The sequence below is a fragment of the Streptomyces sp. ATCC 21386 genome (assembly GCF_018728545.1).
Classification (GTDB): Bacteria; Actinomycetota; Actinomycetes; order Streptomycetales; family Streptomycetaceae; genus Streptomyces.
In genome coordinates, this window is sequence record NZ_JAAVVL010000001.1 from 1,795,582 (window position 1) to 1,809,909 (window position 14,328).

Below are 14,328 nucleotides of genomic sequence, written 5' to 3' on the forward strand. Positions count from 1 at the left end.
GAGCCGGCACCGAGGCTGCCCCTTGAGGCACGGAAGGCTGCCCCGGCGTCTCTGACCCCGCCGCCGGGCACTGCCGTAGCGTCCCGGTGGTGAGCCTTTGGACTTCCCTCGAACCCGCCTCCGCGACCGTGGACCCGGGGAGCAGTACGACCGTACGGCTGCGCCTGCGCAACACCGGCGACGTGGTCGACGAGTACCGCTTCGAGCCGGTCGGTGACATCGCGCCGTGGACGACCGTGGAGCCGCAGACGCTCCGGTTGTACCCGGGGACGACGGGATCGGTGGAGCTGACGTTCGCGCCGCCGCGCACCCCGGACGCGACGGCCGGCCCGAACGCGTACGCGGTGCGGATCCTGCCGACCGAGCATCCGGAGGCGACGACCGTTCCCGAGGGGAACCTGACGATCACGCCGTTCACGGAGGTGCGGGCGGAGCTCGTGCCGCCCACGGTCAAGGGGCGGTTCCGGGGGCGGCCGAAGCTCGCCGTGGACAACCTGGGCAACACGAAGGTCACCGCGTCGGTCAGCGGCAGCGACAACGGCGACCAGTTGTCGTACGACATCCACCCGAGCAATGTGCAGATCGAGCCCGGCCGTGCCGCGTTCGTGAAGGCCACGCTGAAGCCCCGGCAGATCATCTGGTTCGGGTCGAAGGAGGAGCGGCCGTACACCTTCGCGGTGAAGCGGTCGGGGGTGACCCCGCTCGACGTCGAGGGCACCTACGTGCAGCGGAGTTTCCTGCCTGGCTGGCTCGCCACCTGCCTCGGAATCTTTCTGGCGCTCGCCATCACCTTCCTGACGCTGTGGCTGGCCTACCAGCCCAGGGTCGTCAGCGCCACCACGGAGCTGCGGGAGGCGGGCGTCAGCACGCTGGCGCCCTCGCCCACGCCGTCCCTGTCCGCCCCCGCGGAGCCGACGCCCTCCCCTCCGCCGGTCTCGTCGGCGCCCCCGCAGACGGAGGAGCCGAAGAACGACGGCGGCGGTGGGGGCGGTGACGACGGGGGCGGCGGATCGGGCGGCGGGTCCGAGGAGAAGCCGAAGAAGGCGCTGACGGCCGCGACCGCCGTACGGCAGCTCGCCGCGTCCGACCCGGGCGGCCGGCACGTCTGCTACCGCGCCTTCGTGAAGGGCAAGGGCTGGACGGCCCCGGAGTGCGACGGCGACACGGCCGGCACGGTGGGCCAGAGCAGGCCGCTGACGGCCCTCAACATCGCGGTGTCCGGCGTCGGCGGCACCGCCAGCGCCGCCTTCGTCCACAACCCCGACTCGACGAACGGTCAGGGCCATTACGTCGAACCCTGGTCGAACGCGCCCGACGGCCTGGACAACTACATCGGCGACTCCAAGAGGGACGCCCCCAACATGCTGGGCTTCACCATCAACGTCGACGACGGCCGCCGGGGCGTCTGCCAGTCGGTGCACCAGAAGGACCGGGGCTGGCAGAACCTGGCCTGCGACAAGCCCGGCGAGGGGGAGCACTACATCTTCGGCGGCACCCTCGACAACGGCATCTGGCTGGAAGCCGTCAAGTTCACCGTGTGACAAGGCTGTTGGGGCCGAGCCGGGTGGCCTTCGGGGCAGCCCGGCCTGCCCCGGCGGCTCCTGACCGTACGCGCGCGACCGCGTAGCGTCCCTCTGTGAGCCTTTGGACTTCGCTCGAACCCGCCTCCGCGACCGTGGACCCGGGGAGCAGTACGACCGTACGGCTGCGGCTGCGCAACACCGGCGACGTGGTCGACGAGTACCGGTTCGAGCCCGTCGGCGACGTGGCGCCGTGGACGACCGTGGAGCCGCAGACGCTCCGGTTGTACCCGGGGACGACGGGATCGGTGGAGCTGACGTTCGCGCCGCCGCGCACCCCGGCCGCGACGGCCGGGCCGAACCCGTACGCGGTGCGGATCACGCCCACGCAGCACCCGGAGGCCACGACGGTCCCCGAGGGGAACCTGACGATCACGCCCTTCACCGAGGTGCGGGCGGAACTCGTCCCGCCGACCGTGAAGGGGCGCCTGCGGGGCCGTCCGCAGCTCGCCATCGACAACCTCGGCAACACCAAGGTCACCGCCGCCGTCAGCGGCAGCGACAACGGCGATCAGCTGTCGTACGACATCCACCCGAGCAATGTGCAGATCGAGCCCGGCCGTGCCGCGTTCGTGAAGGCCACGCTGAAGCCCCGGCAGATCATCTGGTTCGGGTCCAAGGAGGAGAGACCGTACGCGCTCGCCGTCCAACGGGCGGGCGTGGCACCGCAGTCCGTCGACGGCACCTACGTCCAGCGGGGGTTCCTGCCGGGCTGGCTCGCCACCTGCCTCGGGGTGGCCGTGGCGCTGGCGATCACCTTCGTGACCCTGTGGTTCGCCTACCAGCCGAAGGTCGTCAGCGCCGCGAGCGACCTCCGGCAGGCCGGTACGACCGCCCTGCCGAGCGCCAGCCCGTCGGCGATGGCCCCGGCGCCCACCGTCTCCGCCGCGCCGCTGCCCTCCGAGACGCCGGAGGTTCCCCAGCAGGAGGCGCCCGAGCAGGCGGATCCGGGTTCCGACCCCGACTCCGGTTCGGGCGGGGGCTCCGGTTCCGGATCCGGCGGCTCGGGATCCGGGTCGCAGAAGGAACCGGAGACGAAGGAGACGAAGAAGCCGTCCACCGTGAAGGGCTTCGCGATCATCGGCCAGGGCTCGGACCGCTGTATCGACGTCACGGACGCGCAGAACGGCAAGGGCAAGGACGGCACCCCGCTCCAGATCTGGGACTGCGCCGGCTCGGCCAACCAGAAGTGGGACTTCCGGGGCGACGGCACCGTCCGCTCCCTCGGCCTGTGCATGGACGTCGCCTGGGGCTCCCGGGACGACGGCGCGGTCATCCAGCTGGCCAGGTGCAGCGGCAACCCCGCCCAGCAGTTCGTGCTCAGCACCCAGGGCGACCTGGTCAACCCGCAGGCCGACAAGTGCGTCGACGTGAAGGACAACGCCACCCGCAACGGCGGCGACCTCCAGCTGTGGACGTGCTCGGGCACACCGAACCAGAAGTGGCGTGTGAAGTAGCCACGGTCGAAGCGGCGGGGCCGCCACCGGCGGGCGGGCCCCTGCCGTCCCGGTGGGACGCCCCGCCGCCGGCCCGCCCCGCCGGCCGCCGCCCCGCTACCAGTTGCCCTCGCCCGGCACCAGCCGTCCGGCCTTGCGGTACTCGCGCTCCGCGCCCTCCCGCAGGTCGGCGGAGGTGACGGCCCCGCCGCGTCCGGCGGCGGCATAGGCGGCGGTGACCACCGCGCTGCGGATGGAACCGCCGGCCAGCTCGAAGTCGCGGGCGACCGCCGCCGGATCCGTGTCGTCGGCGCGGGGCACCGCCGCCAGGCTGTGCCGCCACAGCGCCAGCCGCTGGGCGGTGTCGGGGAACGGGAAGTCGACCACCAGATCCAGCCGCCGGGTGAACGCCTCGTCGATGTTGGCCCGCAGATTCGTGGTCAGCAGGGCGATCCCGTCGAAGGACTCCAGCCGCTGGAGGAGATAGGCGCTCTCCATGTTGGCGTACTTGTCGTGGGAGTCCTTGACCTCCGAGCGCTTGCCGAACACCGCGTCGGCCTCGTCGAAGAGCAGCACGGCGTCGGTGCGGTCGGCCTCGGTGAAGATCCGTTCCAGGTTCTTCTCGGTCTCACCGACGTACTTGTCGACCACCGAGGAGAGCTGCACGACATAGAGGTCCAGGCCGAGTTCGGCCGCCACGACCTCCGCCGACAGCGTCTTCCCGGTGCCCGACTCGCCCGCGAACAGCCCGAGCACCCCCCGGCCCCGGCCGCCCCCGGCGCTCAACCGCCAGTCGCCGAGCACCCGGTCCCGATGCCGGGCGCGCAGGGCGAGTTCCCGCAGCTGGGCGAGGGGCTTGTCGGGCAGCACCAGGTCGTCCCAGCCGACGTCGGGCCGGATCCGGCGGGCGTGCCGCTCCAGACCGGAGGCGGACTGCAGACGTGCCGCGAGCCGCAGATGGGCGGCGGTCACCTCGGTGCCGTCGAACGCCGCGAGGTCCACGGCCGCGCGGGCCGCCCGCTCGATCCGGTCACCGCCGAGCCGGTACGGGGCGACCGTGGCCGCCAGGTCGAACCCCGGACCGTCCGCCCCGGCGCCGAGCGCCGCCGACCAGGCGTCCACCGCGCCCGCGGGCGGCCGGGGCACGTCCAGGACCAGCGGATCACGGTCGCACCACTGCGGGTCGTACGGCTGCGGCCCCGCGAACAGCACGGTCACGTCGGCCACCGTCAACGCCCGGAACAACGGCCCCGGTCTCTCCGGCAACGGCGACACCACCACCGCGCACCCGCGCAGCCGGGCCTCGCGCAGCAGGCGGGGCAGGAGCGCGGAGATCTCGTCCTCGGCCGCCGGGGGCGTGAAGTGCAGCGCCCGCGTCCCGGCCGCGTGCAGGGCGGCTCCGGCGCGCAGCAGACCGTCGCCCTCGCGGGCCTCCCGCAGGTGCACGGTGACGGGGGCGGCGGCGAGCCGAGCGGCCAGCCGGGCGGTGAACCCGCCGTCCTCCGCGGACGAGGGCGCGGCCGGGGCCACCGCCGACGGCGACGCGAGCGGACGGACATGGCCGACGAGCGACGCGTCCAGGGTGTCGTCGCCGAGCAGATGCGCGACCAGCCGGTCCGGCACCCGCAACCCGCGCCCGAGGAAGGGACGTTCGGGGTCCTCGACGCTCAGCAGCCCGAGCGCGCTCAGCGGTGCCGAAGGGCTGAACCGGGCCCGCGCCCGCGCGAGGTGCACGGGCAGTCCGCACAGATCGAGCGCGAGCCCGACCGTCGCCCGGCGTCTGCTCACGTCGTCGTTCAGGTACCCGTACAACTGCTCGTAGGAGCGGTCCAGATCGGGCGCTAGGGCGATGAGCAGGATCCGCGTGTCCAGCTCGGTCAGCCCCAGCCGCCCCGCGAGCCGCTCCAGCGGACTGTCGGCGAGGGGTTCCCGGCCGGGTTCCGGGTCCGGCTCAGGCTCCGGCCCCGCTTCCGGCCCCGGCCGCGCGTCGGGGAACACGGACGCGTTCGGCCGCGCGGACGGCTCCAGCAGATGCCGTACGCCCTCCTCGGACAGGTACAGCCCACGCAGCGGATCGCTCGCCGTCGGATCACCGGCACCGCGCTCGGCCACCAACTCGGCCACCCGCTCGCGCAGTCGGGCGAGCCGGAGCAGGAGGGCATCGGTGTCCCGGGCGACGCGCACGGTCACCGCCGCCGCTCCCCGGTGATCGGCGCGGACGCCAACTGCCCCGGCCGGTGCCCGCGTTCCTCCGAGCCCTCCGGGCCGCCGTCGATACCGCGCACCCGGATCGCCGCGCCCTCGGTGACCGGGGGACCGGCGTCGTACTCGGGGAAGGCAGGGAAGGGGACCGTGACGACGAGGTCGAGGGACGGCTTCAGCTCGCCGCCCAGCGCGGACCAGATCTCCGCCAGGGAGCGGGACTCGGTGTGCAGCCCGGCCACCGACAGCGGCAGCGTCAGGCCCAGCGCGCCGAGGGCGCCCGGGAGTTCGTCCGGTGGCAACAGCTCTCGCCGCAACAGGTTGGCCAGCACCGCGGAGAGCAGCCGGTGCTCGTCCTGGGGCTGCTTCGTCCAGGCCGTCACCAGGTACGACAGCCGGAACCAGCGGGGCGGCTGACGGCGGCGCACGACGATGTCGCGCTCGTCCCGCACCGGCATGTGACCGCGCTGGCGGCGCGAGACGTCCTCACGGATGTCGTACAGATAGGTGTTGACGGCGGGCGCGTTGCGCCGGGCCGCCCAGTCGCGGGTCGGGGCCTCGAAGGAGACGTCGATGCCGGAGCCGGCCAGGGCACCACCGCCGATCAGTCCCTTGAGGACCTCGTCCACCTCGTGGATCACGGTCGTGCTCCTGCTGTGTCGGATGTCCGTCCGTCGATCCTGCCCGGCGCGGAGGCCACCTCCGTAGACGCGCCGGGGACGACCGGCGGGCAGAGTGCGGTGCCCAAGTGGCCGGGTCCGGATGCCCGTTCGATCAGATGTAGCCTTCACGCAGGGCATAGGCCACCGCGTGCGCCCGGTTGCGCAAGTGCAGCCGGGTGGTGAGCCCGTGCATCACGTTCTTGACGGTGCGTTCGGAGTAGGAGAGCTTGCTCGCGATCTCGCCGGTGTCCATCCCCTCGGCCACCAGCCGCAGGACGTCGATCTCCCGCGGCACCAGGCCCGACAGCGGCGCCCCGGTGCGCCCGGCCACCGAACGCTGCAACGTCCCCACCTGGTTGATCAGCCGGCCGAGCAGATCGGCGGGCAGATCGCCGTCCCCGCGCGAGGCCGCGAGCACGGCCTGCGCCAGCCGGTGCGCGGTCGCCTCCTGCCGCCACACGATGGCCCCGACCCCGCACTCGATGACATCGAGCAGCTCCGTCTCGCGGATCGTGCTCACCACCAGCACGGCCCGCGCCCCCTCGCTGCGCACCAGCCGGCGCAGCGCGGAGAGCAGCGGCTCGTCCGGGGTGTCCCCGACGAGCACCGCCACAGTGCCCGGCCGTACCTCGGCGTCGTCCACGAGGTCGATCACCGGGTGCCCCCGCAGCTGGCTGAGCACGCCTGCGCGGGAGAGCGGGTCGAGGGTGTGGACCACGACCGGGGTGCGGCGCCGGGTCTCCTGGGACTCCGACATGACGGTGGCCGCGGCCGGGGCCGTCGCCGGGTCCGTGGTCCGGAATGTGCTGCGCAACCGTTTCTCCCGTATGCACGAAATCGCCGCTCCTGCGAGGGGAGTGGCCGATGGGCTCGATTCACACTTCTGTGTGCCGTGTGCGCTGCGCAATCGTGGAGGACCACGAGATACACCACGAGATCGCCGCGGGAGGGACCACGGGACCACCGCGGAAGGGACCGCGGGACCGGCCACGGCGTTTTCACGCCGACCGTCCGCGAACGGTGCACCCCGACGGGCCCTGCCCCGTCTACGGAAGCGGAAAACGACCTTCCACGAAGGAGACAGCGATGTGCCCGCCGGAACCGCTTCTCGAACGCCGTGAGGCCATGGAGCTGCTGACCGCGGAGGCAACCCGTGCCCGAAACGGCGCGGGTCGCCTGGTGCTGCTCCGGGGTGCCACCGGCACCGGCCGCACCGCGCTCCTGGAGTCCGCGGCCGAGCACGCGGCGGGCAACGGCATGCGGGTCCTGCGGGCCCGCTGCTCGCCCGAGCACACCTGCGTGCCGTTCGACACCGTCTTCCAGCTCCTCTCCCACGGGCCGGAGTTCGACCAGGCCGCGGGCGAGGCGCCGGACCCGCCGGGCACCCCGCCGCACCGGGGCAGACCCGCCCGGCTGTGGCGGCTGCTGCGGTCCTACGCGGCCGAGTCCCCCCTCTTCGTCGCCGTGGACGACGTCCACTTCGCCGACCCCGCCTCCCGCCGCTGGCTGGTCGAGGCCGTCCGCCGCATCGACCGGCTGCCGGTCCTTCTGGTGGTCACCGAACGCGGCCAGTACGACATCGACCCTCCGGCGGACGGTCTCGCGCACGCCCTCTCGCCCGCCCTCGTGCACACCCACACCCTTGCCCCGCTGAGCCCGGACGCCGCCGCGCGGCTGGTCCGCACCGTCCACGCCGGTGCCCCGCCGGAACGGGTCGACGCCTGCTTACGCGCGGGCGCGGGCAACCCCCTGTGGCTGCGCGCCCTGCTGTCCGACCTCCGCGACACCGACCCCGGGGCCTTCGAGGCTGCCCTTCCGGACACCTGCGCGGCGCTCTACCCGGGCAATTACGCCGCCGCGGTGTCCTGGTGGCTGGACAGCGCCGGTCCCGCGACCGCCGAGGTCGCCCGCGCTCTCGCCGCGCTGGACGACACGCACTCCCGCGCACCGGGTGACGTACACACCTGCGCACCGGGTGACGAGAACGCCCCCTCGCCCGTCCACGAGGGCACTCCCGTGCCGATCGACGCCGACCTGCTCGCCCGCACGGCCGGTGTCGACGCCGCCCGCGTCCCCGGCTGGCTCACCGCCATGACCGGCCTCGGCCTGCTGAGCCCCGACACCGAGGGCCGGCCGCGCTACGCCCACCCGCTGCTGCGGGACGCCGTGCTCGGCGGCTGGGCCGGCGCCGACCGGCAGGCCGCCCACCGCCGGGCCGCCGAGGCGATGCTGCACCGCGGTGACAGCGCCGCGGCCGTCGCCGGCCAACTGCTGCGCTGCGGCCCAGTGGGCGAGACCTGGGCGGCCGCCGCCCTGCTCGACGCCGCCGACCTCGCCGTCCGCGACGACCGCAGCGACGACGCCCTCGCCCTCCTGCGCCGCGCCCTCGACGAACCGATGCCGCCCGCCCGCCGCACCGTGGTCCTCACCGAACTGGGCTCCCTGGAGTACGCCGCCGTACGGTCCGGCGCGGGCATCCCCCGGCTCGTCGAGGCGATGCGCCAGCCGGGCCCGCCCCGCGAGCGCGTCCAGGCGGCCGTCGCGCTCGGCACCGCCCTGGCCCGGCGCGGTGAGGCCCGTGCCGCCGTCGACGTGCTGCGCGGGCTGCACGACGAACACCTGACGGGCCATCCGGACCTGATCCGCACGGTCCAGACCGCCTCGGCGCTGCTCTCCGACCACGACCAGGGCGTACGCCAGGAGGTCTACCGCCGGCTGCGCGAGACCGCCGAGGCCTCCCCGCACCTGGTCGGCACCCCGGGGCAGGCGCTCCTGGTGCGCTACGAGGCCACCGCCGGCCTGACGTCGGCGGCCGCCGCGATGGACCGCGTCCGGGCCCTGCTCGCCCAGCCGGTCGACCCCGCGGACGAGGTCTTCCTGCTGGGCACGGCCGCCGCGGTCGCCCAGTGGGCCGACCAGCTCGACGAGGCCGAACGGCTGGTACGGCGCGGCCTCGGCGGCCGGCGGACCTCCCTGCTGCACCCCATGCACCTGGCCCTGCGCAACGTCCGCGTCGACATCACCGCCGCGCGCGGCGCATATGAGGAGGTCCTCGCCGACCCCGAGGTCAGGCGCGCGGTCGCGGGCCGCTCCGAGTCCGCCAACGCGCTGGCCCACGCGGTCATCGCCCTCGTGGAGACCGGCCGCACGGACGAGGCCGCGCGCCTGGCCGACGCCTTCGACCTCCAGAACGCCCACGACACCTGGGAGTTGAACCGCTTCCTCTATGCCCGTGGGCTCCTCCGCGCCGCCACCGGCGACCCGGCGGCCGCCCTCGACGACTTCCTCGAATGCGGTCGCCGCCAGGCGGCACGGGACGTGGCGAGCCCGGTCGTCACCCCCTGGCGCACCGCCGCCGCCGAGTGCCACCTCGCCCTCGGCCGCCCCCACGAGGCCCTGGCCCTGGCCGAGCAGGAACTCTCCCTGGCCACCGTCTGGAACACGCCCCGGGTGGTCGGCCGCGCCCTCACCACCCTCGCCACGGCCACCCGGGGCCACCGGGGCCTCCACCTGGCCGACCGGGCGGTGCACCTCCTGCGCCACGGAACGGAGGCCGCCGGGGAGCCCGGGGCCACGGCCGCGCCGTCGGGGACCGCCGCCGCCCACCACGGTCCCGCGCTGTGGGGTGCCGACGCGTCGGGTGACGGCCTGCTGCTGTGGGGTGCGGCGGCCTCGGGCGGAGGGCCGGCGACGGGGGAGGCGTCGAGGGGCGGCGCGACCTCGTGGAGCGCCGCGGCGGCGAGCGGTGGCCCTTCCCTGTGGAGTGCCTCGACGGCGGGCGGCCCGCCCACGAGGGTGACGGCGACGCGCGGCTGGGCACTGGGCGGAGGCCCGCTGCGAGCAGTGGGCGGCTGGGTTGCGGGCGGGACGTCGGCGTTCTCGTCGGCCACCGGCTGGGCGACACCCGAGACACCGGGCGGTGGCCGACCGGCAGCGGAGGCGCCGGGTGGCGGACCGGCGACGGACCCACCCGGCTTCGGACGGGCCGTCGCCGCGGGCGGGCGGTGGACCGCTGCACGGGCGGACGCGGCCCGCACCCCTGATCCCCGAACGACCAGGCCCGCCGCCCCGCACCCGGAACGGCCCGCCACCCCGTCCACGGGCGATGCGGTGCCGCCGGACGGAAACGGTTCCGCGCAGTGGGCCCGCGGCCGGGCCGTGCCGGACGGCGGTGGATCGGTGGCCGCGGACGACCGGTGGGGGATGACGCCCGACTCGTTCGCGCCCGTCGACGTGGAGCTGATACCGGCGCTCGTGGCGCAGGGGCGGGGGCTCGTCGCCGTCGGGGAGCGTGCGCGGGCCCGGGACGCGTTCCGGGAGGCGGCCGAACGCGCCGAGCGCCTCGGCGCCCACCGTATGCGCGCCCTCGCGGAGTCGGCGCTGCGCGAGGGCGGTGCGCGCCGCACGGCGACCCCGCTGACCGGCCCCTCCGCCCTGACCGCCGGCGAGCGCCGTATCGCCGAACTCGCCGCCCAGAACCGCACGAACACCGAGATAGGGCAGCTCCTCCACCTGGCCCGCCGCACCGTCGAGACCCATCTGACCAGCACCTACCGCAAGTTGGGCATCCGCCGCAGATCGGAACTGGGTGCGGCCCTCGCCGACACCGGGGAGGCCCCCTGATCCGCCCCGAAGCATCCGCCCCGTCCCGCCGTACGAGGCCCGCGCCGCGCCCGCGCCGACGTCGGCGCCGAAGTCCGTCGGAAGTCCGCGCCCGATTCCGTGAACCGGACGCCGGGCGGATGCGTAGGAAAACCGGAAGCACCGGAAGCACCCACGCGTAACCGACACACCCGAGGAGCACCCATGAGCAGCCCGCCCCGCCTGAACGACTGGCTGACGGAACGTCAGCCCCTCGTCCTGGGCCTGTTCCGCATCGTTCTGGGCCTGCTGTTCACCAGCGAGGGCGCGGCCACGGTCTTCGGCATCCTGGACCGCAAGGCGAGCCCGGTCGGCGACTGGCCCTTCTGGTACGCCGGAGTCATCGAGCTGACCTGCGGCGTCCTGATCCTTCTCGGCGTGGCGACGCGCGGCGCCGCATTCCTCAGCTCGGGCATCATGGCCTTCGCCTACTTCACGGAACACCAGAAGGACGGCCTCTTCCCCCTCCAGAACGGTGGCCTCGCCCCCGTCCTCTTCTGCTGGGGCTTCCTCCTGCTGGTCTTCGCCGGCCCGGGAGCCCTGTCCCTCTCGGGCCTCACCGGCCGAGAGCCCCGCACCAGCCCCGTACGTGGAACCACGTAGCCCGCTACGGAGCTGCACCGCCCGGACGCGGCAGGAACGAATTTTGAAGCGAGCCGGAATCCCTGAAAGTGCACATCGCTCGGAAGTAGTGGCACGAGTGTTCGTCTCGTGAGACCGGAGGCGGCGCGGCGGATCGAGGTGGTGTATAGGTCTAGTTATAATAACTGCACCCATATGTAGGAGCTGGTCTGTGGACAAGCCCGCCGAGATGTTCGACCGTGGTTTCGAATGGGGCGAGCTGACTCGGTTCGCCACCCTGCCGGGCCCGCGGGCCACGCTGGGCGTGATCTCCGGTCGCCGTCGACAGGGCAAGACCTTCCTGCTCGACGCCGTCGCTCGTGCCAGTGGCGGCTTCATGTTCACCGCCACCGAGACCACCGAGGCCGACGCCCTGCGTCAGTTCGGTGAGGCACTGGCCCGCTATCGCGGGCAGTCCACTCCGTTCCGATTCGCGCACTGGGACGAGGCGGTCGCGGAACTCATGCGCATCGCTGACGCGGGCGGCCCCACCGTGGCGGTCATCGACGAGTTCCCCTTCCTCGCCAAGGCGTCTCCCTCCCTGCCTTCGATCATCCAGCGTGCTCTGGACCCTGCTGCCCAGCACACCAACACTCCCGTGCGCCTGCTGCTGTGCGGCTCCGCACTGTCGTTCATGGGACGGTTGCTGTCCGGTAACGCTCCGCTGCGTGGCCGGGCCGGCCTCGAACTCGTGGTCCCGACCCTGGACTTCCGGCTCGCGGCCGAGTTCTGGCAGATCGACGACCCGCGCACCGCGCTGTTGACCAATGCCATCGTCGGCGGCACGCCCGCCTACCGCCGTGAGTTCACCCAGGGCGACACCCCGGCCGGGCCGGACGACTTCGACGACTGGGTCGTCCGAGCCGTCCTCAACCCGGCGCGTCCGCTCTTCCGAGAAGCCCGCTACCTTCTCGCCGAGGAGCCCGAACTTCACGACACCGCGTTGTACCACTCGGTACTGGCAGCCATCGCCGCCGGTAACGCCGCTCGTGGCGGCATCGCCGACTACCTGGGACGCAAGTCCACCGACCTCGCTCACCCGTTGAGCGTTCTTCAGGACGTCGGCATGATCACCCACGAAGCCGATGCCTTTCGCCGTAACCGCTCCGCCTACCGCATCGCCGAACCGCTCGTCACCTTCTACCACGCGGTCATGCGCCCGGCCTGGGGCGATCTGGAACGCCCCGGGCGGGCGTCCGACGTATGGCGCCGGACCCGGTCCACCTTCCGCAGCAAAGTCGTCGGTCCGCACTTCGAGCAGGTCTGCCGGGAATGGGCCCGCTGGCATGCGGCACCCGAGACTCAGGGAGGACACGTCACACGCGTCGCCGGCGGAACTGTCAACGACCCGGCTGCCAGGACCAGTCACGAGGTCGATGTCGCCGTCCACGGCGAGAGCCAAGAGGGTCGGCAGGTGCTGCTCGCCATCGGCGAAGCGAAGTGGAGTGAGGTGATGGGAGCCGGCCACCTGGAACGCCTCCGGCACATCCGTTCCCTCCTGATCAAGAACGGCACGGCTACCGAGGCGACGAGGCTCTACTGCTTCAGCGGCACGGGCTTCACCGATGAGCTGAATCACCTGGTAAAGAGCGACCCCATGATTCAACTGATCGACCTGCCCCGCCTCTACCACGGAGAGTGACTCCCGATGGGCAGCGCGGGGGACCGGCCGACCGCACCGGCCGGCGGACCCGCATGAGGAGTCCGGGCTGACCAGCCCGTCACCCTTTCCAGGGACTTTCCGCCGCGTAAGCAGGGAAGGCCCCGACAGCGCTGAAAGACACGAACGCACTGGTCAGGGCCTCTTTGCTCAGCACTCGATGATGTTGACCGCCAAGCCCCCGCGCGCCGTCTCCTTGTACTTGACGCTCATGTCGGCGCCCGTGTCCTTCATCGTCTTGATGACCTTGTCGAGGGACACCTTGTGGGTGCCGTCGCCCCGCATCGCCATCCGCGCGGCGGTGACGGCCTTCACCGCCGCCATGCCGTTGCGTTCGATGCACGGGATCTGGACGAGGCCGCCGACGGGGTCGCAGGTCAGGCCGAGGTTGTGCTCCATGCCGATCTCGGCGGCGTTCTCGACCTGTTCGGGGGAACCGCCCAGCACCTCCGCCAGCGCGCCCGCCGCCATGGAGCAGGCGGAGCCGACCTCGCCCTGGCAGCCGACCTCGGCTCCGGAGATGGAGGCGTTCTCCTTGAAGAGCATGCCGATGGCGCCGGCCGCGAGCAGGAAGCGCACGACGCCGTCCTCGTCCGCGCCGGGCACGAAGTTGATGTAGTAGTGGAGGACGGCGGGGATGATGCCGGCCGCGCCGTTCGTCGGGGCGGTGACGACCCGGCCGCCGGCGGCGTTCTCCTCGTTCACGGCCATCGCGTAGAGCGTGATCCACTCCATGGCGTGGGCCAACGGGTCGCCCTCGGCGCGCAGTTGACGGGCGGAGACGGCCGCGCGGCGGCGGACCTTCAGACCGCCCGGGAGGATCCCCTCACGGGTCATGCCGCGGGAGACACAGGCCTGCATCACCCCCCAGATGTCCAGGAGCCCGGAGCGGATCTCCTCCTCCGTGCGCCAGGCCCGCTCGTTCTCCAGCATCAGCGCGGAGATGGACAGGCCGGTCTCCCGGGTCAGGCGCAGCAGTTCGTCGCCCGTGCGGAAGGGGTACTTCAGGACCGTGTCGTCGAGTTTGATGCGGTCCGCCCCGACCGCCTCCTCGTCGACGACGAAGCCGCCGCCCACCGAGTAGTAGGTCTTGGACAGGAGTTCGGCGCCGTCCGCGTCGTGGGCCCAGATCGTCATGCCGTTGGCGTGGTAGGGCAGCGTCTTGCGCCGGTGCAGGACGAGGTCCTCGTCGAAGGCGAACGGGATCTCGTGGTCGTCGAGGAGACGGATGCGACCCGATTCCTTGATCTCTTCCACCCGGCCGTCGGCGGACTCGACGTCCACCGTGCGCGGTGAGGCGCCCTCCAGTCCCAGCAGCACGGCCTTGGGGGTGCCATGGCCGTGACCGGTCGCGCCCAGCGAGCCGTACAGCTCCACGCGTACGGAGGCGACGCCCGCGAGCAGTTCCTCGTTGCGCAGCCGGCGGGCGAACATCCGGGCGGCCCGCATCGGGCCGACCGTGTGGGAGCTGGACGGGCCGATGCCGATCGAGAACAGGTCGAAGACCGAGATGGCCACGGTGACTC

9 protein-coding genes are annotated in these 14,328 nt (G+C 73.1%); 5 read left to right on the forward strand and 4 right to left on the reverse strand.

The annotated features are described in order from the left end of the window. The first annotated feature begins 89 nt into the window (after positions 1–89). A complete protein-coding gene (locus GWK25_RS07910) occupies positions 90–1,541 on the forward strand; it encodes a hydrolase (RefSeq protein WP_215449110.1) in 1,452 nt (483 codons plus the stop codon). 95 nt (positions 1,542–1,636) lie between these two features. Next, positions 1,637–3,037, forward strand: a complete 1,401-nt coding sequence (locus GWK25_RS07915; RefSeq protein ID WP_215449111.1) for an RICIN domain-containing protein — start codon at positions 1,637–1,639, stop codon at positions 3,035–3,037. Positions 3,038–3,133: 96 nt separating this feature from the next. Here the strand turns inward: GWK25_RS07915 and GWK25_RS07920 are convergent, their stop codons facing one another. The 3 genes from GWK25_RS07920 to GWK25_RS07930 all read right to left on the reverse strand — a co-directional run bounded on the left by GWK25_RS07920 (position 3,134) and on the right by GWK25_RS07930 (position 6,694). Next, a complete protein-coding gene (locus GWK25_RS07920) occupies positions 3,134–5,206 on the reverse strand; it encodes an ATP-binding protein (protein ID WP_308404188.1) in 2,073 nt (690 codons plus the stop codon). Continuing rightward, positions 5,203–5,859: a DUF4255 domain-containing protein gene (locus GWK25_RS07925; protein WP_215449112.1), complete on the reverse strand. Its 657-nt coding sequence runs from the start codon at positions 5,857–5,859 to the stop codon at positions 5,203–5,205. The genes GWK25_RS07920 and GWK25_RS07925 overlap by 4 nt, the downstream gene beginning before the upstream one ends. 133 nt (positions 5,860–5,992) lie before the next feature. After that, a complete protein-coding gene (locus GWK25_RS07930; RefSeq protein WP_374105912.1) occupies positions 5,993–6,694 on the reverse strand; it encodes a LuxR C-terminal-related transcriptional regulator in 702 nt (233 codons plus the stop codon). Positions 6,695–6,966: 272 nt separating this feature from the next. Here GWK25_RS07930 and GWK25_RS07935 point away from each other — a divergent pair, with 272 nt between their 5' ends. From GWK25_RS07935 to GWK25_RS07950, 3 genes are all read left to right on the forward strand, one after another. Beyond that, positions 6,967–10,503 carry an AAA family ATPase gene (locus tag GWK25_RS07935; RefSeq protein ID WP_251828767.1) on the forward strand — a complete coding sequence of 1,179 codons (3,537 nt, stop codon included), beginning with the start codon at positions 6,967–6,969 and terminating at the stop codon, positions 10,501–10,503. A 183-nt stretch (positions 10,504–10,686) separates the two neighbouring features. Beyond that, complete coding sequence (locus tag GWK25_RS07945) at positions 10,687–11,124, forward strand: DoxX family protein (protein WP_215449113.1); 438 nt, start codon at positions 10,687–10,689, stop codon at positions 11,122–11,124. Between the two features lie 208 nt (positions 11,125–11,332). Further along, complete coding sequence (locus GWK25_RS07950) at positions 11,333–12,784, forward strand: ATP-binding protein (RefSeq protein ID WP_215457260.1); 1,452 nt, start codon at positions 11,333–11,335, stop codon at positions 12,782–12,784. A gap of 168 nt (positions 12,785–12,952) precedes the next feature. On the opposite strand, the gene GWK25_RS07955 is transcribed toward GWK25_RS07950, so the two are convergent. After that, the gene (locus tag GWK25_RS07955) at positions 12,953–14,320 is read right to left on the reverse strand and encodes an L-serine ammonia-lyase (protein ID WP_215449114.1); all 1,368 of its coding nucleotides are present in this window, start codon (positions 14,318–14,320) and stop codon (positions 12,953–12,955) included. Positions 14,321–14,328 lie beyond the last annotated feature (8 nt).

Bases quoted from the DNA above. Each gene is read 5' to 3' on its own strand.
- GWK25_RS07945 (WP_215449113.1), top strand. From the start codon at position 10,687: ATGAGCAGCCCGCCCCGCCTGAACGACTGGCTGACGGAACGTCAGCCC.
- GWK25_RS07950 (WP_215457260.1), top strand. From the start codon at position 11,333: ATGTTCGACCGTGGTTTCGAATGGGGCGAGCTGACTCGGTTCGCCACC.
- GWK25_RS07935 (WP_251828767.1), top strand. From the start codon at position 6,967: ATGTGCCCGCCGGAACCGCTTCTCGAACGCCGTGAGGCCATGGAGCTG.